The following is a 22,760-nucleotide window of genomic DNA, read 5'->3' on the forward strand; positions in this document are numbered from 1 at the left end:
TGCCGCCCCCGTATGCGTTCGTGCGCGGCGGAACCGCCGCAGCCTGCGCTCATTGCGCACGGTCACGGTTGCAATCCGCCCCGACACGCCGGACGGTGGCCCGATCGACGCCGCGGCCCCGCTCAGAGACGCGAAACCGGCCTGTAAGCCGACGTTAGAGCCCGGTTTCGCGTCAGCGGCCGCGCCCGCGCTGCTACGCCTTGCGGGTGGTGGCTGCGCCGGCGAGTTCGGCCAGGGCGTCCGCGGCTTCGGCGTCCACATGGGCGTTGTTCAACGCGTCGAGAGCACGGCGGGTCAGCGAACCGATCCGCTCCTCGGTGCGCGTGAGCGCACCGGTCTCCACCAGCACCCCGCGCAGCGCCTCGACGCCCTCCGCGCCCAGCTCCGGGTCGCCGAGGTAGCGGTCCAGCAGCTCTTCCTGCGCCGGTGTCGCGCGCTCGGCGGCGTACGCGAGCAGCAGCGTGCGCTTGCCCTCGCGCAGGTCGTCGCCGGCCGGTTTGCCGGTCTCGGCCGGGTCGCCGAACACTCCGAGGACGTCGTCGCGGAGCTGGAACGCCTCGCCGAGCGGCAGCCCGTAGCGGCTGAGCGTCTCCACCAGGTCGGGCGCTGCCCCGGCCAGCGCGGCGCCCAGGTGCAGCGGACGCTCGACCGTGTACTTCGCGGCCTTGTACCGCACGACGCGGATCGCCCGGTCGACCGAGTGGCCGCCCTGCGCCTGCGCCAGCACGTCGAGGTACTGGCCGGCCATGATCTCGGTGCGCATCTCGTCCCAGACCGGGCGGGCGCGCTCCAGCGCGTCGGCGGGCATGCCGGACCGGTCGAGCATCTCGTCGGCCCAGATCAGGCAGGTGTCGCCGAGCAGGATCGCGGCCGCGGTGCCGAACCCGTCGGCGCTGCCCCCGTACCCCTCGTCGGCGTGCAGCGCGGCGAACCGCTTGTGCACCGCGGGCTTGCCACGGCGGGTGTCCGAGCCGTCCATCACGTCGTCGTGGATCAGCGCGCAGGCCTGCACCAGCTCGAGCGCGCCGACCGCCCGCACCACGGCCTCGGAGTTCGCGCCCCCGGCCGCCCGGTACCCCCAGTACGCGAACGCCGGACGCAGCCGCTTGCCGCCCTCCAGGAAGTCGGCCAGCGCGTCAGCGACCGGGCCGAGTTCGGGACCGACCAGCGCGAGCCGTCCGCGCTGGCGGTGGAGCTGGGCGCGGAGCGCCGCGCTCACGCGGGTCCGCAGGTCGTCCCGGTCGAGCGGGGTCGCGGGCACGCGGGGTTCCTCCTCTGCTGGCTACCTCCGGGCACGCTATCCGGTCGACGCGGTCGGGGACGCACTGACCGGGGCTAACTCGGCCCGACTACAGTGTGGCCACATGGCAACCGGTCTCGTTCCCCCCAAGGTCGGGCGGATCCCCAAGGTCGGGCGGGTCCCCAAGGTTCGGCGGATCTCGGTGGGGGATCTGGTGCGGGACGACGCGCCGACGTTCTCGTTCGAGTTCTTCCCGCCGAAGACCGACGCGGGCGAGCGCCAGCTCTGGCAGGCGATCCGCGAGCTGGAGGCGTTGCAGCCCTCGTTCGTCTCGATCACGTACGGCGCGGGCGGCTCCAGCCGCGACCGCACCGTCTCGATCACCGAGCGGATCGCGTCCGAGACCACGCTGCTGCCGATGGCGCACCTCACCGCGGTGAACCACTCGGTGGCCGAGCTGCGGAACGTGATCGGGAACTACGCCGCGGTCGGCGTCCACGACGTGCTGGTGCTGCGCGGTGACCCGCCGGGCGACCCGCAGGCCGAGTGGCTCGCGCACCCGGAGGGGTACTCGTACGCGTCCGAGCTCGTGAAGCTCGTGAAGGACTCCGGTGACTTCTGCGTCGGCGTCGCGGCGTTCCCGGAGAAGCACCCGCGGTCGCCCGACTTCGAGTCGGACGTCCAGTTCTTCGTCGAGAAATGCCGGGCGGGCGCCGACTTCGCGATCACCCAGTTCTTCTTCGACTGGCAGGACTGGGCGCGGCTGCGCGACGCGTCGGTCGCCTCCGGATGCGACGTGCCGATCGTGCCCGGCGTGATGCCGGTGACGAACGTTTCGCAGATCGAGCGGATGGCGATCCTGTCCGGGGCGGCGTTCCCGGTCGATCTCGCCGAGCGGCTGCGCGCGGTCGCGGACGACCCGGTGGCGGTGCGGGCGATCGGCGTCGAGGTCGCGACGGCGTTGTCGTCGCGGTTGCTGGCCGAAGGCGCGCCGGGCATCCACTTCATCACGCTGAACCGGTCGGCGGCGACCCGCGAGGTCTGGGCCAACCTCGCGCCCGCGAAGGTCGCGGCCCGCTAAAAATCTGTCCTTTGATCGACGTTCATGCGGGGCCCACGAGGCCGGCGACCGTCTGGGCGGAGAGCGTGACCAGGGGAAGCCCCCCGCCGGGGTGGGACGAGCCGCCGACCAGGAACAGGCCAGGAACGACCGCCCGGTTGCCCGGCCGGAGGAACGCCGCCCGGGCACCGTTGCTCGACGTCCCGTAGATCGCGCCGCCCACCGCGTGCGTGCGCGTCTCCAGGTCGGCGGGCGTCCGGACCTCCCGGAACAGCAGCCGATCGCACAGGTCGTATCCGCGCTCGGCCAGCCGCTCGAGCAGCAGGTCGGCGTACCGGTCGGCGAGCCCGGGCGTCCGCCAGTCGACCGCACCCCGGCCCGTCCCCTGCCGCGCCGCGTTGACCAGGACGAACCACGCCTCGTGGCCGTCCGGCCGGACGTCCGGGTCGTCGGGCACCGAGAGGTAGAGCGTCGGCTCCGGCACCGGACGCCCCGGGTCGCCGAAGACGTGGTCGAACTCCGCGTCGTAGCTGCCCGGCAGCGGGCCGGGCGGGAACAGCACGGTGTGGTGCGCGAGGCCGGGCGTCCGGCCCCGCACCCCGAGCAGCAGCACGAACCCGGACAGCGACGGCGTGGTTCGCCGCAACGCCCGCGCCGCCGACGGCACCGCGATCAGATCGGAGTACACGTGTGTCGCGTCCGCGTTGGCTACGACGACGTCCGCGCGAAGCCGGCCGCCGTCCGCGAGCAGGACGCCGGTCACGCCCCGGGCGTCCGCGGTGATCCGGGTGACCTCGGTGCTCGTGCGCACGGTGACACCCCGCTCCGCGCACCGGGCCAGCAGCGCGTCGGCCAGCCGCCGCAGCCCGCCCCGCAGGTACCAGCCGCCGAACGCCAGCTCGGCGTACGGCACCGACGCCAGTGCCGCCGGGGCGCGGCGCGGGTCGGAACCGGTGTAGGTCGCGTAGCGCTCGACGAACTGCCGCAGCCGCGGATCGCGCAGGTAGGTCGCTGCCAGCCCGCGTAGCGTCCGGGCCGGTGCGATCGTCGTCAGGTCCCGCAGCCGGGTCGCGTAGCGGGCCAGCGTCCGCGGGCCGTCCAGCGCCGACGCGAGGAACGGCTCGTAGGTGGCGGCCCAGATGCGTTCGGCGCGTCGCCAGAACTCCGCCCAGTCGGCGCCCGCGCCACCGCCGAACGCGTCGTCGATCCGCCGCCGGAACTCGAACGGGTCGGCGCAGGACGCCAGCGACGTGCCGTCGCCGAAGCGGTAGTGCGCGATCGGGTCGAGCGGCACCAGGTCGAGCACCGATTCCAGCCGGTCGCCGGTCTCCCGGAAGAAGTCCGCGAACACCTGCGGCATCGTCACCAGGCTCGGGCCGGTGTCGAAGCGGAACTCGCCGCGGGTCAGGAGGCCGAGCTTGCCGCCCACCTCCGGAGCGCGTTCGCACACCGTGACCCGGTGCCCGCCCACTGCCAGCCGGACCGCCGCGGCGAGCCCGCCGACACCCGCCCCCACCACCACGACGTCAGCCAAGCCTCCGGCCCTTCCAGGTCAGTGTGCCGCGGCGGTGATGCACGAGCGACCGAGCCACCAGGTACCCGAACGTGACGATCGACGCCGGGTGGGCCAGCGCGTCGGGCCAGGCGCGGCCGCCGCTGGCCCGTGCCGCGACCACCCGCCCGGCGACGCCGGCCGCGTATCCGAGCAGGCCGAGGCGGTTGCCCCGGAGTGCGGTGGTGACGGGCAGGACGTACAGCAGCCCGAGGAAACCCACGGTGGCTGCCGCGCCGGTGGGCGACCCGAATGCCGCCCACAGTGACTTACCGTAGCCGTCCCGCAGCTCCGGCCAGGACTCGTACATCCGGCACGCGGCGATCGTCGAGCCGTCGGTGACCACGCCCCGACCGCCTGCCCGCTTCACCGCCCGCAGCAGCCCGATGTCCTCCAGCACGTCGGCGCGCACGGCCGCGTGGCCGCCCGCGGCGTCGTACGCCTTGCGCGTGACGAGCAGGAACTGCCCGTTGGCGGCGGTCAGCGACGGCCGCGGCGACCGCTCGGCGATCCCCAGCGGCAGCGTCGTCAGCCACGACCACTGCAGCAGCGGCTGCACCAGGCGTTCGGCTGCGCCGGCCGCCACCTGGCGCGGGTACGGCGAGATCAGGTCCAGCCCGGATTCGTCGAGGACGGCGAGGGCCGCTGCGACCGCGTCCGGTGTCAGTACGACGTCCGCGTCGACGAAAACCAGCACCTCGGACGCCGGGTCAGCGGCATCGGCGAGTTGCTGACAGGCGTGCGGCTTACCGAGCCAGCCCCGGGGGAGCGGGACGCCGGTGAGCAGCCGGACACGCGCGTCACCGGCGGCGATCCGCCGGACGACGGCCGCGGTGCGGTCGGTGCTGCCGTCGTCCAGGACGACGATCTCCAGCCCCGGGACGCCACGCTGGGCGAGCAGCGCCCGCAGGCACGGTTCCACCCGGTGCTCCTCGTCGCGCAGCGGGAGCAGCACCGAGACGCGGACCGGCGTCTCCGGGGGGTCGGCCGGCGGCCGCCGCAGCCGCCGGGCGTTCACCGCCGCATGCGCCGTCAGCGCGACCGCCCCGACCGTTCCCCACAGCACCGGGTCCGCCAACCGGCGCGCCCAGCCGGATCGGGTGGTCCAGCTCGATCGGATGGCCCCGGCGTGTTGAGCGGCTGCCTCGCGGTTCATCGGGTGCTCGCGAGCCGGGTCGGCCGGGGCGCGCGGGCATGGCGGGCATCACGGTAGAGCGTGACGGCGAGCGGGATCGCCACCAGCCCCATGCCGAGCCCACCCCACGCCGCCGACGCGGGCAGGCCGAAGAACGCCGCGTGCGCCAGCACCGAGGACGCGTAGGTCCACAGGTAGAACCCGAGCATCGGCGCGTCGTGCCGGGCGTCCGCATCGACGTGCAGCAGTTGCAGTAGGCCGCTCATCACCACCGCGACCAGCAACCATCCGGCGTAGTTCGACAGCGGGATCCCGGGGACACCCGGCAGGGCCGGGTCCGTCGTCGCCCACGTCCAGTGCCCGGCGTCGACCATCTGCGGGTCGAGGAACAGGTCCCAGGACGCCAGTGCCCATCCCGAGACGAGCACCCGGAGCCACCCGGCGGAGGCCAACCGCCCGGCCACCAGCCAGGCGGGCCAGGCCATCATCGTCCAGGCCAGCGGGATCACCCACGGCACACCGAGCACCGCCGGGCCGAGCGACGAGGCGTACGTGTACTCCCCGAACGGGACGCCGGTCGCGGTGCCGACCGCTTCGACGACCAGCCCGCCCCCGGCGGTGACGACCACGACCACCGCCGCCGGGCGCACACCCCGCGTCACCGCGGCATGTGTCACCGCCGCAGCGAACCCGAGCACCACCGTCGCCACCGTGAGTCCACTGCGCACTCCGCCACCGACCAGCGGATACGTGATCTGGGCCAGGACGGTCAGTCCCACCAGGACGGCCGGTACCCGGCGCACGTCAGGGGGTGGGGTCGTCGAGCGGAAGGCCTCGTCCGAGCACGGCGAACGGCCGGTCGTCGCCGGGGAACACGACGTTGCGCAGCACGTCGAGGAAACCCAGCCGGCGGTAGAGCCGCCAGGCCCGTGACTCGCCACCCTCCGGGGTGGAGAGTGCGGTGGTGCGACGGGCCACGCCGTCCAGCAGCAACCGGATCTGCTGCTCCCCGATGCCCTTTCCCTGGACGCCCGGCGCCACGTGCAGCTCGACCACCTCGAAGCAGTCCGAGAGCCACGCGCGGTACCCGGCCGGGTCGAGCCGGGAGCGGACGTGCTCGTGCCACCACTGGCCCGGCTCACCGCGGTACCCGTAACCGAACCCGACCACGCGGCCGTCGGCGTCGAACGTGCCGACCGCGCGGAACTCCGGGCGGCGGGTGTGCGCGACCAGGATCCCCCGGCGCCCCTCGACCAGCGCCGGCGAGTAGTTCATCGCCGAGCCGTACACGCCGAGCACCTCGTCGAGGTGGGCGACGACGTCGCGAGCGGACCAACGCGTCGGGGTCAGTGGAGTCACGTCAGCGGATCTCTGCCGTCCAGCGAGCCGTCCGCCCGCACCACGCCGAAACGGGCGAAGAGTTCCTCGGCGTACCACCCGGTCTCCTTCGTTCTGCGGATCGCCGCGACGTGTGCGGCTCCCTGATAGGCGAACGCACGGAGGTCCTCCGCGTTCCGCCAGACGCTCAGCGTCCCCTGCCACCCGGCCGGGGCCTCGCCGACGCCGAATGCGGCCAGCAGGCCACCGCTCGCCCGGTGCTCGTGCAGCGCGGATGCCACCGGCGGCACCGCCCGCCAGAACGTTCCGGCCTTCCGCGCGGACAGGCGCGCCCTGGTCACCGCGGCGACCGGCCCGTCCCAGCGGCGGGGCACCGGCTTCCCGAACGGTTGCCGCCGCGCCCAGAGCCCGTGCGCGGCGAGCGGCGTCAGCTCCAGCCGCCACTGCTCCTCGGCGAGCCGCCGCCAGCCACGTGCGGTGGGCGAGCGTTCGAACGCGGCCGCGTCGGCGTCACTGGCCCAGCACGACAGCAGTGCCCAGCGATTGAGGTGCGCATCGCGGAGCGCGAACGTGGTGCCGTGGCCGGTGCCGAGCAGGCGCGCGAACCGCAGACCGGTCGTCGAACGCAACCGGACGCGGTCGGTGGCCATCCGGGTGAGCGCGGCCGCCACCCGGCGACCGGGCACCCGCCACACGTGGACGGTGACCAGCGCGGGTGGCGAACCGGACTCCCGCGCGGATGGCATGGAGCCAGCCTAAGGGGGACGCGTCGGAACGGCAGAAGCGAGGCGGGCTCAGGCAACCTCGGCCGCCACGCCGCCGGTGATCCGCAGCAACTCGTCGTAGGTGGTGGGGAACACCGCGTGCGGGATGCCACCGGCCGCCCACACCGTGTCGTACGCGGCGAGCGCCACGTCGACGAGCGTCCGGAGCCGAACCGGGTGCCCGACCGGCGCGACGCCGCCGATGGCCTGCCCGGTCACGTCCCGGACGAACTCCGGCGTGGCCCGGTGGACCGTGCTGACCTCCACCAGCGCCGCCACCATCGTGGTGTCGACCCGGTGCGAACCGGACGCGAGCACCAGCAGCGGCTCGCCGTCCGCGTCGAACACGAGCGAGTTCGCGATCTGCCCCACCGTGACCCCGAGCGCCTCCGCGGCCTGCGCCGCGGTGCGGGCGGCGTCCGGGAGCAGCCGGACGCGGTTCTGCGACCCGAACGCGGCGAGCACGGCGTTCACCGCGTCGACGTTCGGGTGGGCGGGACTGTCGGAGGTGGGCGTCGAGGTCATGGCGCTCATCTGAGCACATCCGGAGTCGAAGTGTGCACAGCGTTCCGAGTAGAACTGCTCTCGGAGCGAAGCGCCGGAACATGGACCGTGAGGCCATGACTTCCTCCGCGATACGGACGGCGCCGTTGTCGGCCGCCGCACTGGCGGCGGCGACGCCCGCCGACCGCGACCGGTACGTCGACGCGCTCCGGGTGCTGTCGATCGGCGTGGTGGTCCTCGGCCACTGGCTGATGCTCACACTCCAGGTGGACGACGGCCGGCTGCGCGCCGGGAACGTGCTGGCCGAATTACCGGCGGCCCAGCTGCTGACCTGGGTCTTCCAGGTGATGCCGCTGTTCTTCCTCGTCGGTGGCGCGGCGCACGCGGCGGCGCTGCGCTCGCACCGTGCACGGGGCGGCCGGTATCCGGAGTTCCTCGTCGCGCGGCTACGGCGCCTGCTCGCGCCGACCGCGGTGTTCCTGGCCGTCTGGTGCGCGATCGCGGCGGCGACCGAGCTGGCCGGCGTCCAGGCCGGGGACGGCACGGTCGCGGAGCTGACCCGGACCGCGACCCGCACGGTCGTGCAGCCGCTCTGGTTCCTGGGCGTCTACCTCGGCATCGTGGCGCTGGCGCCGGCGATGCACGCCGCGCACCGGCGGTGGGGCGTCGCGGTGCCGGTCGTGCTGGTGCTGGGCGCGGCGGGTGTGGACGCGGCCCGGCTGCTCGGCGGCGTCGAGGCGATCGGTGCGCTGAACATGGCGCTGGTCTGGCTGGCCGCCCACCAGGTCGGTTTCCTCTACGCCGACGGGCGTCTGACCCGGCGGGTCGGGCTCGCGCTGGCCGGCGGTGGGCTGGCCGCGACGACGCTGCTCACGGCCGTGCTCGGCTGGTACCCGGTGTCGATGGTCGGGCTGCCGGGCGCGCCGGTGTCGAACATGAGCCCGCCGACGCTCGCGCTGGTCGCGCACGGCGCGTGGCTGACCGGCCTGGTGGTGCTGGCCCGCGGTCCGGTGACCCGGTGGCTCGCGCGCCCACGCGTGTGGACGACGGTCGTCGCGGCGAACGGCGTCGTGATGACGGTGTTCCTCTGGCACCTCACCGCGCTGTTCGTCGTCGCGGCCGCCGTCGCGGCGGGGCTCGGGATGCCGGAGCCGGGCGGCGCGGTCTGGTGGCTCACCCGGCCGGTGTGGGTGGCGGTGCTCGCCGCGATCGCGGTGCCGCTGGTGCTGGCCGTCCGGCGGTTCGAGCGGCCGGCCGCCCGCCCGGCGCCCAGGAACCGGGTGAACCGCGGGCTGGACGGGATGGCCGCGGGCGTCGGTGCCGCGCTGGCCACCGGGGGCATGCTGGCCGTCTCGGTGACCGGGTTGAACGGGCTGCTCGCGGAACGGACCGCGCATCTGGTCGGGGTGCCGGTCACCGCGTGGGGCTCGCTGGCCGCGCTGGGGATCGGCTGGGCGCTGGTGCGGGCCGCCGGCCGCTGAAGTCGCTGAATCGTTGAACCGCTGAACACAAAACCGCCGCACCACGCTGGCTGCGTGGTGCGGCGGTTTGGTGCCGGGCCGGGGGAGGGGAAACCGCCCGGGCGTGGGGTTCGTCCGGTCAGGTCGAGCTGCTGTTGAGCGTCGCGCTGGCGGTGCTGGTCTTGCCGTCGCGCTGATAGGTCACCTTCACGGTCTCGCCGGGGTTGTGCGAGCGAACCGCCGCGACCAGGCCGTCGGTGTCGGTCACCGCGCGGTCGCCGATCGCGGTGACGACGTCACCGGTCTTCAGGCCCGCCTTGTCGGCCGCGGAACCGCTGGTCACCTGGGCGATCTGGGCGCCGGTGCCGCTCTGGGTGTCCTGCGCGCTGACGCCGAGCGTGGCGTGCTCGGCGGTGCCGTCCTCGATCAGCTGCTTGGCGACGTTCAGCGCCGTGTCGGAGGGGATCGCGAAGCCGACGCCGATGTTGCCGGACTGGGACTCCTGCTGGCCGAAGCCGGACGAACCGCTGGAGACCGTGGCGATCGCGGAGTTGATGCCGATCACGCGGCCGGAGAGGTCGACGAGGGCGCCACCGGAGTTGCCCGGGTTGATCGCCGCGTCGGTCTGCACCGCGTCGAGGACCGTGTTCTGGTCGGCGGTGCTCCCGGTGCGCACCGGGCGGTTGAGTGCGCTGACGATGCCCTCGGTGACGGTGTTGGAGAGACCCAGCGGGGCGCCGATCGCGAGCACGGTCTGGCCGGTCTTGACCGTGGACGAGGCGGCGAACGTCGCCGGAGTGAGCCCGCTCGCGTCGCTGACCTTGATCACCGCGATGTCGGAGGACGGGTCGCGGCCGACGATCGTCGCGGAGCGGGTCTCGCCGTTCGCGAGCGTCACGGTGATCGTGCCGCCGTCCGCGGCCGCTTCGACCACGTGGTTGTTCGTGATGATGTGGCCGGAGCTGTCGAGCACCACGCCGGAGCCGGTGCCTGCGCCCGAGCTCGCGGTGACCGCGATCGTGACGACGCTCTTCAGCGCGGTCGCGGCGGCCTTCTCGACGCTGCCGGTGTCGCTGGCCCTGGTGGCGGCGGTCGACGTCTCCTGGTTGATCGTGACGCCGTTGCCGCTGTTGCGGTCGCTGACCGCGACGCCCACGGCGGCGCCGGTGCCACCGGCGACCAGCGCGAGGACCAGCGCGCCGCCGGCGATCGCGAGCGCGAGGGGGCCGCGGCGACGGGCGGGCGCCGGGGCCGGCGTGCCGAGCGGGGTGGTCGGGTGGCTCGCGCCACCGGCCGTCCACGCCGGGAACGGCCCGGTCTGATGCGGCCCGGTCTGATGCGGCCCGGTCTGATGCGGCCCGCCCGGCGCGGACCCGAAGTGCCCGGGCTGGCCGAACTGCCCGGTGACGCCCGGGGCAGCCGGGCCGCCGGCGGCGTGCGCGGCGCTCGGGGCGCCCTGCACGTGCGCGGCGCCGGGCGCGGGAACCGCGCCGGTCGCGGCGGCCGGGGCCGCCGAGGCGCTCGGCGCGGGGGCGGGCGTTGGCTGTGAGGAGGGGGACTGGGACGGGGCGGGCGCCTGGGGCGCCGCCCACGGGGAGGACGCGTCCGAGGGGCGCGAGCTCGGCTGCTGAGCACCCGAGGGGAGCACGCGAGAGGGATCGGTCGGCGGCGTGCCGGCCTGGTCACCGCCGGTGCCGGCTGCGGAGGAGCGGTGCGATTCGTCCATGTAATGAACGGTCGCTCCGAAACCTGTGCGCTCGCTGTGCCGATCCTGAGGGCTCTGTGTGCATCACAGAGCGCCATTTCCGCAGGTCGGCGAACCAGCTTAAGTACCGCGCGCAAGCCCGCTCAGAGGTGAATACCGCACTCCGTCTTCTCGGACTCCGACCACCGACCGGCCCGCCGGTCCTCGCCCAGCTGGACCGGACGCGTGCACGGCGCGCACCCGATCGACAGGAATCCGCGGTCCACCAGCGGGTTGACGATCACGTTCCGCTCGGCGACGAACCGGTCGACGTCGTCCTGGGTCCAGCACGCCAGCGGGTTCACCTTGATCTTGTTGCGACGCGTGTCGACGCCGATCACCGGCGTGTGGCGCCGGGCGAACGACTCGTCACGCCGCAGCCCCGAGGCCCAGGCGTCGTACGGCGCCAGCCCGCGGTCGAGCGGTTCGACCTTGCGCATCGCGCAGCAGGAGTCCGAGTCGCGCGCGTACAGGCTCTGGCCGTACTGGATGTTCTGCTGGGCGACGGTCAGCTCCGGCTTCACGGTGACGACCGTGACGTCGAGCTCGGCCGCGACCCGGTCACGCGTCTGGAGCGTCTCCGCGAAGTGGTAACCGGTGTCCAGGAACACCACGTCGATCCCCGGCACGGCCTCGGCGGCGAGCGTCGCGAGGACGGCGTCGCCCATCGAGGACGTCAAGCAGAGCCGGTCGCCGAACGTGTCGCCCGCCCAGCGGAGCACCTCCACCGGGTGGGCACCTTCGAGCGCGGCCGATGCTTCTTCGGCCAGCGCGCGGAGAGCCGACAGATCCCGTACCTCGACGTCCGGCCTTGCGAGCATGTCGGTCATCGCGTCACCTCTCTGAGTCCGCAGCTGCGTCTGCCCACGCAGCCGTCCCGGTCCGGCCGGAAGGGCCGGACGGGTCGTCGTCTAATTCGGTGGTCGCTCCTGCCGCGCCACGGCGGCCTAGACCGACGTACTTCAACGTCCACACCCGTGTGCAGGCGTCACAGCGCCACTGGCCGTGGTGCTCACCGTCGGGACGGATGTCCTCCTCGCCGCAGTAGGGGCAATAGAAGGGGGCCGCCCGCTCGGTCACTGCAACCACGCCTCGTCGGCGCGGGCGACGTAGCCGGCGAAGCGCTCGTTCGGTTCGCGGCGTTCCAGATAGCCGCGGAGGATCCGCTCGACGTAGTCGGGCATCTCGTCCGCGGTGACCTTCAAACCACGGAACTTCCGGCCGAACGCGGCGTTCGCGCCGAAGTGGCCGCCCAGATGGACCTGGAAGCCCTCGACCTGGTTGCCCTCGTCGTCACGGACGATCGAGCCCTTGAAACCGACGTCAGCGGTCTGGAACCGGGCGCACGAGTTCGGACAGCCGTTGATGTTGATCGTGATCGGCTCGTCGAACTCCGGGAGCCGCTTCTCCAGCTCCCGGTAGAGCGTGTCGGCGCGACCCTTGGTCTCGACGATCGCCAGCTTGCAGAACTCGATGCCGGTGCAAGCCATCGTGCCGCGCCGGAACGCGCTGGGTTTGACCTGCAGGTCGTGGGTGGCCAGCTCGTCGATGGCCGCCTCGACGTCCGCGGGGTCGACGCCGAGGAGCACGAGCTTCTGCTGTGCGGTGGCCGCGATCCGGCCGTCACCGAGCCGGTCGGCCAGCTCGGCGACCGCGCTCAGCGTCGTACCGGACAGCCGGCCCGCGCGCGGGGCGAAGCCGAGCGCGACGTTGCCGTCGCGCATCGGGGTGATCCCGACGTGGTCGCGCTGGTCCTGGATCGGGACGCCGGGCGGCGGGCCGTCGGGGAGCTTCTGCTTCAGGTACTCGGTCTCGAGCACCTCGCGGAACTTCTCCGGGCCCCAGTCGGCCAGCAGGAACTTGAGCCGGGCGTGCGTGCGCGACCGCCGGTAGCCGTAGTCGCGGAAGATGCCGACGACGCCTGCCCAGGCGGCCTCCACCTGGTCGGGCCGGATGAAGACGCCGAGCCGCTCGGCGAAGCGCGGGTTCGTCGACAGACCGCCGCCGACCCAGAGGTCGTAGCCGCGCTCGCCGTCGGCGTTCACCACGCCGACGAACGCCACGTCGTTGATCTCGTGGTTCGTGCAGTGCTCGGCGCAGCCGGAGATCGAGCTCTTGAACTTGCGCGGCAGGTTCGAGAACGCCGGGTCGCCGATGTACCGGTCGACCACGGCGCGCAGCGGCTCGGTCGCGTCGAGGATCTCGGTCTCCAGCTCGCCGGCGAGCGGGCAGCCGAGGATCACGCGCGGCGTGTCACCGCAGGCTTCGGTGGTGGAGAGCCCGACACCCTCGAGCCGGCGCCAGATCTCCGGCACGTTCTCGATCTCGATCCAGTGCAGCTGGATGTTCTGCCGGTCGGTGACGTCGGCCACGTCGCGGCCGAACTCGGTCGCGATCCCGGCGATCACCCGCAGCTGCTCGGACGTGAGCCGCCCGCCGTCGATCCGGACGCGCAGCATGAAGTAGCGGTCGTCGAGCTCCTCCGGCTCCAGGATCGCGGTCTTGCCGCCGGGGATGCCGGGAGCGCGCTGGGTGTAGAGCCCGAACCAGCGCATCCGGCCGCGCAGGTCTTGCGGGTCGATCGAGTCGAAGCCGCCGCGTGCGTAGATGGTTTCGATGCGCTCGCGGACGGTGAGCCCGTCCGCGTCCTTCTTCATCTGTTCGTTCTTGTTGAGCGGCTCGCGGTAGCCCAGGGCCCACTGGCCCTGGCCGCGAGGACGGCCGCTGCCGGCGCGGGCGGCGCGCGCGGGCCGGGGACTGTCCGGCGTGCTGGTCGGCACGGCCATAGCTGGTTACCTCACAGGGGTCGGACCGCGCCCGCGGCGCTCACCCCGGTGGTTCGGGGGCGCAAGGGCAGAAAGCGGTCGGGAGACGGACGAGGGGCGTCTGTACGGTCAGGCCGGACAGGCGGCGCTGATCACCCGCTGCAGGTCTACATGCAGGCGGGCGACCAAGAGGGTGCCTCGCGTCGTCACGTCTAAAAGCATCGCACAGCGCGCCGACAGTAGCCAGATGTTGGGAAACGGTGCTCACCTACTGGAATAGTAGGCATTCCGCTACCGGTTGGCCGGGGCGTTTTGCTGTGTCATCATCGGCAACCATGACCGGCCGTACCCGCCCTGCTTCGGCGATGCTGACCACGCGTCGGCACGTCGACTTCCTGCGCGTCTCCAGCGCAGTGTGTCGCCTGAGCTGAGCGCGGCTTCTGGCGTTCCGCGAAGGCGGCTTTTGGGTGGGTTTCCCCTCCTGGCCTTCGGTCGGCTCCGGTCCGACCACGTCCGGCTCGCGCAGACGGATCGTTTCCCCTGGGTAGACGTGCGATGAGACCCCTTTGCGGGCGCTCGGACGCGCGGTCGTGCCCCCGTTGCGGAACGTCCGGCGGACAATGCAGATGTCCAATGCCTGCACATCTGTCCGTTGGGCCGGAGTTCCTCCCCCAGGTCAGGAGAATCGCGCGATGCCGACCGCATCGACTGCCGCTCGCACAGAGAGTGGCCCCGTCGGTACCGTAGCTGTGGCAGATCCCACAGTGGCCGGTGCCACAGTCTGGCTCACCGGGCTGCCGAGTGCAGGCAAGACCACCGTGGCGACCGCGGTCGCCGCGCGCCTGCGCGACACCGGTCGCCGGGTCGAGGTCCTCGACGGGGACGCCGTGCGCGAGCACCTCTCCGCCGGACTCGGTTTCAGCCGCGCCGACCGGGACACGAACGTGGCGCGGATCGGCTTCGTCGCCGAGCTGCTCGCGCGCAACGGCGTCCTGGTGTTCGCCGCCGTCATCTCGCCCTACGCCGCCGCCAGGGACGCCGTCCGCGCCCGGCACGTCGCGAGCGGCACCCCGTACCTCGAGGTCCACGTCGCCACGCCGGTCGAGGTGTGCAGCGTCCGGGACGTCAAGGGCCTCTACGCCAAGCAGCGTGCCGGTGAGATCGCCGGCCTCACCGGGGTGGACGACGCCTACGAGGCGCCCACCGCGCCGGAGCTCGTGCTCCGCACCGAATCGTCCGCTCTCGACGCGTCCGTGGACGCGGTGCTCGCCGCGTTGTCCGAAAGGGGCCTGCTGTGACCACCCTCTCGACCGAGTTGAACCTCCAGCACCTCGAGGACGCGCGGGACGCAGCGCTCACCGCGCTCGAGGACGAGTCGATCCACATCCTCCGCGAGGTGGTCGGCAGCTTCGAGCGTCCGGTGCTGCTGTTCTCCGGCGGCAAGGACTCGATCGTCATGCTGCGGCTGGCGGAGAAGGCGTTCTCGCCGGGCCGGATCCCGTTCCCGGTGATGCACGTCGACACCGGCCACAACTTCCCCGAGGTCATCGAGTTCCGCGACCGGCGCGCGGCCGAGCTGGGCCTCGACCTCGTCGTCGCCTCGGTGCAGGACGCGATCGACCGCGGCCGGGTCAGCGAGCGTCCGGGCCAGTCCCGCAACCCGCTGCAGACGGTTCCGCTGCTCGACGCGATCACCGACAACAAGTTCGACGCCGTCCTCGGCGGCGCCCGCCGGGACGAGGAGAAGGCCCGCGCCAAGGAGCGGGTGTTCTCGATCCGCGACGAGTTCGGCCAGTGGGACCCGCGCAACCAGCGTCCGGAGCTCTGGGACCTCTACAACGGGCGGATCGCCCCGGGCGAGCACGTGCGGATCTTCCCGCTGTCGAACTGGACCGAGCTGGACATCTGGCGCTACATCGCGCGGGACGGCATCGAGGTGCCGAGCATCTACTACGCGCACGAGCGCGAGGTCTTCGACCGCGACGGCATGGTGCTCGCGGTGACGCCGTTCACCCCGCCGCGCGACGGCGAGCAGGTCCGGGTCGAAACCGTCCGGTACCGCACGGTCGGCGACGCCACCTGCACCGGAGCGGTCCGCTCGACCGCCCGCACGGTGGACGAGGTCATCGCCGAGACCGCGACCAGCCGGTTGACCGAGCGCGGCGCCACCCGCGCCGACGACCGCGCGAGCGAGGCCGCCATGGAGGACCGCAAGCGCGAGGGATACTTCTAGACATGTCTGATCTGCTACGCGTCGCCACCGCAGGGTCGGTGGACGACGGTAAGAGCACGCTGATCGGACGCCTGCTCCACGACTCGAAGAACGTGTTCGCCGACCAGTTCGACGCGGTCGAGGCGGCGTCCCGGCGCCGTGGTCTGGACGCCGCCGACCTGGCGCTGCTCACCGACGGCCTGCGCGCCGAGCGGGAGCAGGGCATCACGATCGACGTCGCCTACCGCTATTTCGCGACGCCGCGTCGGACGTTCGTGCTCGCCGACACCCCCGGCCACGTCCAGTACACCCGGAACATGGTGACCGGGGCGTCCACCGCCGACGTGGCCGTCGTCCTGGTCGACGCCCGGCACGGCCTGGTCGAGCAGTCCCACCGGCACGCCGCGGTGGCCGCGCTGCTCGGCGTCGGGCACGTGGTCCTCGCGGTCAACAAGATGGACCTGGTCGACTTCTCCGAGGAGGTCTACGACCGGATCGTCGCCGACTTCGACGTGCTCGCCGACGAGCTTGGCATCCGCTCGGTGACCGCGATCCCGGTCTCGGCGCTGCACGGCGACAACATCGTCGAGCCGTCCGAGAACCTGAGCTGGTACGCGGGGCAGACGCTGCTCGAGCACCTGGAGACCGTGCCGGTGCCGCCCCGCGGTGGCCAGGTCGGCGCGCGGTTCCCGGTCCAGCTCGTCATCCGGCCCCGCTCGGCCGAGCACCCGGACTACCGGGCCTACGCCGGGCGGGTCGCGGCAGGCGTCCTGCGGGTCGGCGACGAGGTGGTCGTGCTGCCCTCGGGCCGGAAATCCCGGATCGCCGGCATCGACACCCACGACGGTTCGCTGGACGAGGCGGCAACCGGCCGCTCGGTGGCGGTACGGCTGGAAGACGACGTCGACGTGGCCCGCGGTGACCTGCTGGCCGCGGCGCCGGACGCCCCGGAGCCGGTACGGCAGCTCACCGGCCGAGTCTGTGTTCTCGCCGAGCGTCAGGTGCGGGCCGGCGACCGGTTCCGTCTGCGGGCGGGGACCCGGGAGGTCCGTGCGATCGTCGGCTCGGTCGCCGACCGGCTCGACGTCACCACGCTCAAGCGTGAAGACGCCGACGCCCTCGAGCTCAACGACATCGGCGACGTGACTCTGCGGCTGGCCGAGCCGGTCGCCGTCGACCCGTACGCGCTGTCCCGGGGCACCGGCTCGTTCCTGCTAATCGACGAGGCCACCGGCGCCACCGTTGCGGCCGGCATGGTCGAGCAGCCACCGGCGGTGTGAGGGTGCCTGACCCGGTCCTGCTCGCGGTGGCGCACGGCACGTCGTACGCCCCCGGTATCGCGACGCTGCACGCGTTGCTGGAGCGGGTCCGGGAACTGGCGCCCGGGCTGCGGGTCGAGCTGGCGTTCGTCGACCACGAACCACCGTCCGTGCGCGGGGCGTTGAACGCTTTTGCCACCGACGGCGTCCCGGTAGCCACGCTCCCGCTGCTGCTGACCGCGGCGTCGCACAGCAAGGGCGACATCGCGGGCACGGTGCGGCTGGTCCGGGACGAGCGGCCCGGTTTCGCGGTGAGTTACGGGCGACCGCTGGGGCCGGATCCACTGCTGCTGCAGGCGCTGGCCGACCGGGTGGCCGAGGCGGGCGCCGGACCGGACACCGCGCTCGTGCTGGCCTCGGCGGGCGCCGCCGACCCGGACGCGAACGCCGAGATCTGGCGCGCGGCCCGGCTGTTCTGGGAGTACCGCGGTGGAGGTGCGCCAGTGGAGGTCGCGTACGCCAGCGCGACGACACCGACCGTGACCGACGCGGTACGGCGGCTCCGGACCCTCGGCCACGACGACGTCCTGGTCGTGCCGTACTTCCTCGCGCCGGGCAAGCTTCCGTCCGGTGTCCGCCGGGACGCGCAGGACGCCGGCGCCCGCGCCGCCGACGTGCTCGGCGCGCACGACGCGGTGGCCCGCCTGGTGCTCGCGCGGTACGCCGAGGCGGTCGGCGGCACCGTGCTGATGAACTGCGATACGTGCCAGTACCGGTCGCCGTGGCCGGGCCGGGAGAACAAGGTCGGCCAGCTCCAGCAGCCGCACACGCATCCCGCCGACGAGGCTGTGTCAGCGGGCTGACGCAGGGTGTGTGCGCACGGATTCTCCGGCGCTCCGGAACCTGACCTAACCTGGAATGCATGCGTGCACCCCTGGTCCCCGGCAGGCAGTCACCTCGGCGCGAGGTCCCTGCCCACATCCCGCGTCCGGAGTACGTCGGCCGTCCGGCTCCCCGGCGCTGGACCGGCTCGGACGTGCAGACCCCGGAGACGATCGAGAAGATGCGGTTCGCCGGGCGTCTCGCTGCCCAGGCGCTGCAACTGGGCGGCAAGCACGTCGCGCCGGGTGTCTCCACCGACGAGATCGACCGGGTCATCCATGAGTTCCTGATCGAGCACGACGCGTACCCGTCGACGCTCGGTTACCGCGGTTTCCCAAAGTCGTGCTGCACCTCGCTCAACGAGGTGATCTGCCACGGGATCCCGGACAGCACGGTGATCGAGGACGGGGACATCGTCAACATCGACGTCACCGCGTTCATCGGCGGCGTGCACGGTGACTGCAACGCGACGTTCTTCGCGGGCGAGCCCGCGGAGGAGATCCGGCTGCTGGTCGAGCGGACCGAGGAGGCCACCCGCCGGGCGATCAACGCGGTGAAGCCCGGGCGGCAGCTCAACGTCGTCGGGCGGGTCATCGAGTCGTACGCCAAGCGGTTCGGGTACGGCGTGGTGCGGGACTTCACCGGCCACGGCATCGGCGAGACGTTCCACTCCGGGCTGCACGTGCCGCACTACGACGACCCGGATCTGCTGGTCGAGATCGAGCCGGGGATGACGTTCACGATCGAGCCGATGATCACGCTCGGCACGTACCAGTGGGACATGTGGCCGGACCGCTGGACGGTGCTGACCAAGGATCGCAAGTGGACGGCCCAGTTCGAGCACACCTTGGTCGTCACCGACTCCGGCGCCGAAATCCTCACGCTGCCGTAGTGCGTGGCTGGTTGGAGTGGGCCCGTTCGGGCTAGCTATGACGCGCTGGAACGGGCCCGCTTCAGTGCCGCCGGAGTGCCGGCGGGGGGCTCGTGGAGGAGCACGTCGACGCCGTGGGTGCCGTGGCGCTCGGCGGGGAGGCCGGCCTTCGCGGCCACCCGGACGACGTCGTCGGGGCTCTCGACGTTGGCGGTGGTGGTGGCCAGGGCGCGGGCGAGTAGGCCCTTGGCGTGCTTGTTGAAATGGCTCACCACCGAGCGGCTGCCGTCCGGCGCGACGTACAGGACCCGCACGGTGACCGCACCGCGTACCGGTGCGAGCGCGGCGTAGGCCCCGGAACGCAGGTCGACGACGAGCCCGGGCAGTTCGGCCAGCGCCGGACCGAGCACCGGCTTCCAGAGCGCGGTGAGCGTCCCGAAGCCGGGCAGACGCGACCCGGCCGAGAACCGGTAGGCCGGGATCGGGTCACCGCCCCGGACGGCACCGAACAGCGCGGACGCGACCACGACCCGGTCGGCGGCCCGTTTGCGCTGGGCCGGGGTCAGCCCGGACGGGTCGAACGCGTCGTACAGCACGCCGGTGTAGCGGAACAGCGCCGGGCTGGTCGGCGCGGTCGCCAGCACCGCGTCGAGCTCCAGTTGATCCCGCTGGCCCGCGGAGAGACCGAGAGCCTTCAGCGCGGGCGCCGGATCGCCGGCCAGTGCGTCCGTGGCCAGCGCGGTGAGGGCGGTGACCAGGCGTTCGCGCACCGGCCGGAGCGCGGGAAAGGCGAGCGCGCTCAGATCCAGCGCGGGCCCGTCGCCACCCGGCCGCTTCGTCTCCGACGGAGGAAGCAACAGGGTGAGGGGAGCCTTCTCCCGGGGCGTGCGCGACATGCGGCGAGACTGACACACGTGCCCCGGCCCGGGAGGCCCGGGGGAGGAGGGAAGTGAGCATGGACGAGACCCCGCCCACCGGGACCGCGGGTCAGATCGACGACGAGTTGTTGCTGGTGCCGCACCATGGCGACGTCTCCGGCGGATGGCTGCGCGCGGCGGTGTTCGGCGCGATGGACGGCCTGGTCACGAACATCTCGCTGATCGCCGGTGTCGGCGGTGGCGGCGTCGACCGGCACACGATCATCCTGACCGGCATCGCCGGTACGGTCGCCGGCGCGGTCTCGATGGCGCTCGGCGAGTACACGTCGGTGCGCACGCAGAACGAGCAACTCGACGCCGAGGTGGCCAAGGAGCGCCGCGAGCTGCGTCTGCACGGTGCCGCCGAACAACGCGAGCTGGTGCTGCTGCTCCAGCGTGCCGGTCTGTCGCCGGGCGTCTCGCAGCGGATCGCCGACGAGGCCGCCGGCAACCCCGACCTGGAGCTGCGTCTGCACGCGCTCACCGAGCTCGGCGTCATTCCGGAGGAGAAGCCGTCGCCGTGGACGGCGGCCGCGTCCTCGTTCGTGTGCTTCGCGGTCGGCGCGCTGATCCCGCTGCTGTCGTTCCTGCTCGGCTCGGACGAGTTGTGGCTCGCGCTGCTGATCGGCGGCGCCGGGTTGTTCGTCGCGGGCGTGCTGGCCACCAGGGCGACGGCCGGGCGGTGGTGGGTCGGCGGGCTCCGTCAGTTGCTCCTCGGTGCGGCGGCGGCAGGCGTGACGTACCTCGTCGGGCGCCTGATCGGGGCCACGGTGAGCTGACGCGGAGCGGACGCCCGACGGGGCGGAGGCGAGGAGCGCGTCGGAAACCAGTGATGCAGGAGCGGGCATGCCTGCGGTGGTTCGCCGGGCGGCGTGATCACAAAACCGGGGCGTCCACCGGGCAGCCGCGTCGGGTGAGTTCGGTGGCCTGTCGTTCGAGGCGGTCGCGGACCTCGACGAGGTCGAGGCCGGCGACGCCGGACCGGCGGGCCGCGTCGGCGGGGCCGCGGAAGTAGGCGCGGGTCAGCAGGCCCTCGGTGAGTGCGGTGGCGATTCTGGCCTCGGCGAGCAGGAGGAGTGCGCCGTCCTCGTCGTGCCACTGTCCGGCGTGGACGGCGTCGGTCAGCAGCGACCAGGCGGCGCCCCAGGCCTCCCGGGCCAGCGCGCTGAACTCGCGAGGCGTGGCCTCGGCGAGCCGGGTGAGGTGGGTGTCGCGGAGTCCGGCGAACCAGTTGGCGTCGTCGTCGAGCGGGCGGACGTGGAGGAAGCGGTCAGCGTGCAGTGGCCAGTCGGTGGTCAGCGTGCGGGCGCGGGCCAGTAGTTCCTGCTGGGACGTGACCGTGAGGTGCAGCAGCTGTCCGTCGATCCGGCGCCGGGTGGGCTGTGGACCGGCGCCCGGCCGGTAGGTGACGACGAGCAGCGCGACGTCGGTGCCGTCCCGGTCGTCGTCGTGGGCGAGCGCACCGGTCGCACCGATCGCGGCGACGTCCGCGCGCCAGCGGCGGCGGATGCGGCGTGCGAGGTCGGCGGCGAGAGCGTGGCGGGGATCGGTGGTCTCGAGGGGAAGGGCCACGCGGTCATCCTGCCGTGCGCGCCGGGAGCCCCGATAGTCTCCCCGGAACCGCGGCCGGACTATCTGAGCCGGTTTCACGTTCCGCTTGAGATCCCGACCGATTGTGCCCACTATATGGTGACGAAGACGACCACTCGGCTGTCGGCGGGCCGACTCGTGCGATTAGGAAGCCGAAGGCGACCATGACGGGATCCGGGTCGGCGTCAGCCGTCTCGCACCGCGCCTCAGCAGGCTGCTGAGGCGATGGAATCCACCACCGAGGCGGTGCCCGCCGGATATCGTGCGGTGCTCCGGCACCCGGTCGCCGGGCGGCTCGTCGCCGTCAAGACGATCTCCGAACTCGGCGACTACGTGGGGCTCGCCGCGCTGCTGCTCCTCGGGTACCAGCAGACCGGGTCGCTGCTCGGCGCCGCCGCGGTCTACACGGCGCGGGCGCTGCCGGCGATCCTGGTGGCCACGCTGTTCAGCGGGTGGCTGGACGTGGCGCCGCGCCGTCCGATGCTGAGTCTGCTCGCGCTCGGCGGTGCTGCTGCGCTGCTGCTCCCGGCGGCGTGGCCGGCCGCGTCGACCGCGCTGGCGGCGTCAGCGATCCTCGGCGCCGTGCGCGCGGCGTACGTGGCGGTGACCACGGCGGTGGTCGCGGAGTCCGTGGACCGGACGATTCAGCTGCCGTACTTCGGGCTCACCGCGGCGATCAACCTCTTCGTGCAGGTGGGCGGCATCGCAGTGGGGTCGGGGCTGTCCGTGGCGATGGGGCCGCGGGTGGCGCTGCTCCTCGATGTGGCGTCGTTCCTGATCGCGGCCGCGATGCTGGCGCTGCTGCCGATCGGCGGTCGTCGCGAGCGGCGGGACCGGCTGCCGCCCGGTGCCGGGTTCGTGCTGATCTGGCAGCAGCCGATGCTGCGCGTGCTCGCGTTGCTGACCTGGGCGACGTTGATCTGCAGCGTGCTGCCCGAGACCGTGGCGACGCACGCGCCGGACGGGTGGATACCGGCGGTGATGGCGTCGTCGGCGCTGGGCGGCGCGCTGTTCGTGTCGGTGATGGGACGGCGGCGGTTCCTGGAGCTGCCGTTGAACCAGAACCGGACCGCTGCGGTGTTGGGGTGTGCGCTGGTGGTCGGCGGGTTGGTGCTCTTCACCGGGGAGCATCCGCTGCTGTTGGTGCTGGTCAACCTCGTGATCGGGGGAGCGTCCGGGTGGACGGTGGGGGCACAGGCCACGTTCGCGCGGCTCGCTCCCAGAGGTCGGATGGGGCAGGTGGAGGCGTCGATGGTGGCCTCCAACGTGTTCCTCGAGGGCGTCGGGGTGATGTTGTTGAGCCTGGTGGCGGTGGCGGTGGGGTCGGACGGGGCGGCGTACCTGGTGGCCGGGGTGCTGGTGCTGGCTGCGGTGATGGCGGCCGAGCGGCCGCTCCGGGTGCTGGGGCGAGCCTGAGCGGTGCTGTGGGTCGTGGGGGCGTCGGCGCGGGTTGCCGCTGTTTCGGCG

Annotated in this window: 23 protein-coding genes; 10 read left to right on the forward strand and 13 right to left on the reverse strand. The window is 72.9% G+C overall.

All coding sequences use genetic code 11. The annotated features are described in order from the left end of the window. Nucleotides 1–193: 193 nt before the first annotated feature. Nucleotides 194–1,261 (reverse strand): polyprenyl synthetase family protein, encoded by a 1,068-nt coding sequence (locus tag BUB75_RS02610; RefSeq protein WP_073251019.1) that lies wholly within the window; start codon nt 1,259–1,261, stop codon nt 194–196. Nucleotides 1,262–1,364: 103 nt separating this feature from the next. Between BUB75_RS02610 and metF the strand changes: the two genes are divergently transcribed. Continuing rightward, nucleotides 1,365–2,321, forward strand: coding sequence for a methylenetetrahydrofolate reductase [NAD(P)H] (gene metF / locus BUB75_RS02615; RefSeq protein ID WP_084740143.1), 957 nt, complete (start codon nt 1,365–1,367; stop codon nt 2,319–2,321). Between the two features lie 22 nt (nt 2,322–2,343). Here the strand turns inward: metF and BUB75_RS02620 are convergent, their stop codons facing one another. From BUB75_RS02620 to BUB75_RS02645, 6 genes are read right to left on the reverse strand one after another with little or no spacing between them, the layout of a single operon-like run. Further along, nucleotides 2,344–3,834 (reverse strand): phytoene desaturase family protein, encoded by a 1,491-nt coding sequence (locus BUB75_RS02620; protein WP_073251021.1) that lies wholly within the window; start codon nt 3,832–3,834, stop codon nt 2,344–2,346. Then, entirely contained in the window at nt 3,827–5,008 is a 1,182-nt protein-coding gene (locus tag BUB75_RS02625; RefSeq protein ID WP_084740144.1) for a glycosyltransferase family 2 protein, read from the reverse strand. Before BUB75_RS02625 ends, BUB75_RS02620 begins: the two co-directional genes overlap by 8 nt. Next, nucleotides 5,005–5,766 (reverse strand): carotenoid biosynthesis protein, encoded by a 762-nt coding sequence (locus BUB75_RS02630; protein WP_218617247.1) that lies wholly within the window; start codon nt 5,764–5,766, stop codon nt 5,005–5,007. The genes BUB75_RS02625 and BUB75_RS02630 overlap by 4 nt, the downstream gene beginning before the upstream one ends. Nucleotides 5,767–5,791: 25 nt before the next feature. Next, nucleotides 5,792–6,337: a GNAT family N-acetyltransferase gene (locus BUB75_RS02635; RefSeq protein WP_073252652.1), complete on the reverse strand. Its 546-nt coding sequence runs from the start codon at nt 6,335–6,337 to the stop codon at nt 5,792–5,794. Nucleotides 6,338–6,342: 5 nt separating this feature from the next. Continuing rightward, a complete protein-coding gene (locus BUB75_RS02640) occupies nt 6,343–7,071 on the reverse strand; it encodes a DUF3291 domain-containing protein (protein ID WP_073251027.1) in 729 nt (242 codons plus the stop codon). A 48-nt stretch (nt 7,072–7,119) separates the two neighbouring features. Further along, on the reverse strand, nt 7,120–7,614 hold the full coding sequence (locus BUB75_RS02645) for a YbaK/EbsC family protein (protein WP_073252654.1): 495 nt from the start codon (nt 7,612–7,614) through the stop codon (nt 7,120–7,122). 95 nt (nt 7,615–7,709) lie between these two features. Between BUB75_RS02645 and BUB75_RS02650 the strand changes: the two genes are divergently transcribed. Further along, nucleotides 7,710–9,074 (forward strand): acyltransferase family protein, encoded by a 1,365-nt coding sequence (locus BUB75_RS02650; RefSeq protein ID WP_073252656.1) that lies wholly within the window; start codon nt 7,710–7,712, stop codon nt 9,072–9,074. A gap of 118 nt (nt 9,075–9,192) precedes the next feature. Here BUB75_RS02650 and BUB75_RS02655 read toward each other — a convergent pair whose 3' ends face one another. The 4 genes from BUB75_RS02655 to BUB75_RS48405 form a co-directional block, all read right to left on the reverse strand. After that, complete coding sequence (locus BUB75_RS02655) at nt 9,193–10,779, reverse strand: S1C family serine protease (RefSeq protein WP_084740145.1); 1,587 nt, start codon at nt 10,777–10,779, stop codon at nt 9,193–9,195. Between the two features lie 122 nt (nt 10,780–10,901). After that, the gene (locus tag BUB75_RS02660) at nt 10,902–11,627 is read right to left on the reverse strand and encodes a phosphoadenylyl-sulfate reductase (protein WP_073251029.1); all 726 of its coding nucleotides are present in this window, start codon (nt 11,625–11,627) and stop codon (nt 10,902–10,904) included. Between the two features lie 246 nt (nt 11,628–11,873). After that, nucleotides 11,874–13,583 carry a nitrite/sulfite reductase gene (locus tag BUB75_RS02670; protein WP_073251033.1) on the reverse strand — a complete coding sequence of 570 codons (1,710 nt, stop codon included), beginning with the start codon at nt 13,581–13,583 and terminating at the stop codon, nt 11,874–11,876. Between the two features lie 108 nt (nt 13,584–13,691). Further along, the gene (locus tag BUB75_RS48405; RefSeq protein ID WP_342761107.1) at nt 13,692–13,784 is read right to left on the reverse strand and encodes a putative leader peptide; all 93 of its coding nucleotides are present in this window, start codon (nt 13,782–13,784) and stop codon (nt 13,692–13,694) included. A gap of 143 nt (nt 13,785–13,927) precedes the next feature. Here BUB75_RS48405 and BUB75_RS48735 point away from each other — a divergent pair, with 143 nt between their 5' ends. The 6 genes from BUB75_RS48735 (at nt 13,928) to map (ending at nt 18,807) form a co-directional block, all read left to right on the forward strand. Beyond that, nucleotides 13,928–13,993, forward strand: coding sequence for a putative leader peptide (locus tag BUB75_RS48735; protein WP_425430859.1), 66 nt, complete (start codon nt 13,928–13,930; stop codon nt 13,991–13,993). Nucleotides 13,994–14,311: 318 nt separating this feature from the next. After that, the gene (gene cysC, locus BUB75_RS02675) at nt 14,312–14,860 is read left to right on the forward strand and encodes an adenylyl-sulfate kinase (RefSeq protein WP_073251035.1); all 549 of its coding nucleotides are present in this window, start codon (nt 14,312–14,314) and stop codon (nt 14,858–14,860) included. Next, the gene (gene cysD / locus BUB75_RS02680) at nt 14,857–15,795 is read left to right on the forward strand and encodes a sulfate adenylyltransferase subunit CysD (RefSeq protein WP_084740147.1); all 939 of its coding nucleotides are present in this window, start codon (nt 14,857–14,859) and stop codon (nt 15,793–15,795) included. Before cysC ends, cysD begins: the two co-directional genes overlap by 4 nt. 2 nt (nt 15,796–15,797) lie before the next feature. After that, the gene (locus BUB75_RS02685) at nt 15,798–17,054 is read left to right on the forward strand and encodes a sulfate adenylyltransferase subunit 1 (RefSeq protein ID WP_073251037.1); all 1,257 of its coding nucleotides are present in this window, start codon (nt 15,798–15,800) and stop codon (nt 17,052–17,054) included. 2 nt (nt 17,055–17,056) lie between these two features. Continuing rightward, entirely contained in the window at nt 17,057–17,896 is an 840-nt protein-coding gene (locus tag BUB75_RS02690; protein WP_073251039.1) for a sirohydrochlorin chelatase, read from the forward strand. A gap of 59 nt (nt 17,897–17,955) precedes the next feature. Continuing rightward, on the forward strand, nt 17,956–18,807 hold the full coding sequence (map, locus tag BUB75_RS02695; RefSeq protein ID WP_073251041.1) for a type I methionyl aminopeptidase: 852 nt from the start codon (nt 17,956–17,958) through the stop codon (nt 18,805–18,807). Nucleotides 18,808–18,842: 35 nt separating this feature from the next. Here map and BUB75_RS02700 read toward each other — a convergent pair whose 3' ends face one another. Then, a complete protein-coding gene (locus BUB75_RS02700; protein WP_073251043.1) occupies nt 18,843–19,682 on the reverse strand; it encodes a YaaA family protein in 840 nt (279 codons plus the stop codon). Nucleotides 19,683–19,741: 59 nt separating this feature from the next. Between BUB75_RS02700 and BUB75_RS02705 the strand changes: the two genes are divergently transcribed. Further along, a complete protein-coding gene (locus tag BUB75_RS02705; protein WP_084740149.1) occupies nt 19,742–20,482 on the forward strand; it encodes a VIT1/CCC1 transporter family protein in 741 nt (246 codons plus the stop codon). A 97-nt stretch (nt 20,483–20,579) separates the two neighbouring features. Here BUB75_RS02705 and BUB75_RS02710 read toward each other — a convergent pair whose 3' ends face one another. After that, nucleotides 20,580–21,275, reverse strand: coding sequence for a hypothetical protein (locus BUB75_RS02710; protein WP_073251045.1), 696 nt, complete (start codon nt 21,273–21,275; stop codon nt 20,580–20,582). A gap of 243 nt (nt 21,276–21,518) precedes the next feature. Here BUB75_RS02710 and BUB75_RS02715 point away from each other — a divergent pair, with 243 nt between their 5' ends. Continuing rightward, nucleotides 21,519–22,709, forward strand: a complete 1,191-nt coding sequence (locus tag BUB75_RS02715; RefSeq protein ID WP_073251047.1) for an MFS transporter — start codon at nt 21,519–21,521, stop codon at nt 22,707–22,709. Nucleotides 22,710–22,760: the final 51 nt, after the last annotated feature.

It is taken from the genome of Cryptosporangium aurantiacum, assembly GCF_900143005.1.
Taxonomy (GTDB): domain Bacteria; phylum Actinomycetota; class Actinomycetes; order Mycobacteriales; family Cryptosporangiaceae; genus Cryptosporangium; species Cryptosporangium aurantiacum.

What these genes read in the sequence shown, in the direction of transcription:
- BUB75_RS02660 (WP_073251029.1), bottom strand. Translation starts at nt 11,627, where the DNA reads ATGACCGACATGCTCGCAAGGCCGGACGTCGAGGTACGGGATCTGTCG.
- BUB75_RS02625 (WP_084740144.1), bottom strand. Translation starts at nt 5,008, where the DNA reads ATGAACCGCGAGGCAGCCGCTCAACACGCCGGGGCCATCCGATCGAGC.
- BUB75_RS02670 (WP_073251033.1), bottom strand. Translation starts at nt 13,583, where the DNA reads ATGGCCGTGCCGACCAGCACGCCGGACAGTCCCCGGCCCGCGCGCGCC.
- BUB75_RS02715 (WP_073251047.1), top strand. Translation starts at nt 21,519, where the DNA reads ATGGAATCCACCACCGAGGCGGTGCCCGCCGGATATCGTGCGGTGCTC.
- BUB75_RS02685 (WP_073251037.1), top strand. Translation starts at nt 15,798, where the DNA reads ATGTCTGATCTGCTACGCGTCGCCACCGCAGGGTCGGTGGACGACGGT.
- BUB75_RS02640 (WP_073251027.1), bottom strand. Translation starts at nt 7,071, where the DNA reads ATGCCATCCGCGCGGGAGTCCGGTTCGCCACCCGCGCTGGTCACCGTC.
- metF (WP_084740143.1), top strand. Translation starts at nt 1,365, where the DNA reads ATGGCAACCGGTCTCGTTCCCCCCAAGGTCGGGCGGATCCCCAAGGTC.
- BUB75_RS02650 (WP_073252656.1), top strand. Translation starts at nt 7,710, where the DNA reads ATGACTTCCTCCGCGATACGGACGGCGCCGTTGTCGGCCGCCGCACTG.
- BUB75_RS02705 (WP_084740149.1), top strand. Translation starts at nt 19,742, where the DNA reads ATGGACGAGACCCCGCCCACCGGGACCGCGGGTCAGATCGACGACGAG.
- map (WP_073251041.1), top strand. Translation starts at nt 17,956, where the DNA reads ATGCGTGCACCCCTGGTCCCCGGCAGGCAGTCACCTCGGCGCGAGGTC.
- BUB75_RS02700 (WP_073251043.1), bottom strand. Translation starts at nt 19,682, where the DNA reads ATGTCGCGCACGCCCCGGGAGAAGGCTCCCCTCACCCTGTTGCTTCCT.
- BUB75_RS02655 (WP_084740145.1), bottom strand. Translation starts at nt 10,779, where the DNA reads ATGGACGAATCGCACCGCTCCTCCGCAGCCGGCACCGGCGGTGACCAG.
- BUB75_RS02645 (WP_073252654.1), bottom strand. Translation starts at nt 7,614, where the DNA reads ATGACCTCGACGCCCACCTCCGACAGTCCCGCCCACCCGAACGTCGAC.
- BUB75_RS48405 (WP_342761107.1), bottom strand. Translation starts at nt 13,784, where the DNA reads ATGCTTTTAGACGTGACGACGCGAGGCACCCTCTTGGTCGCCCGCCTG.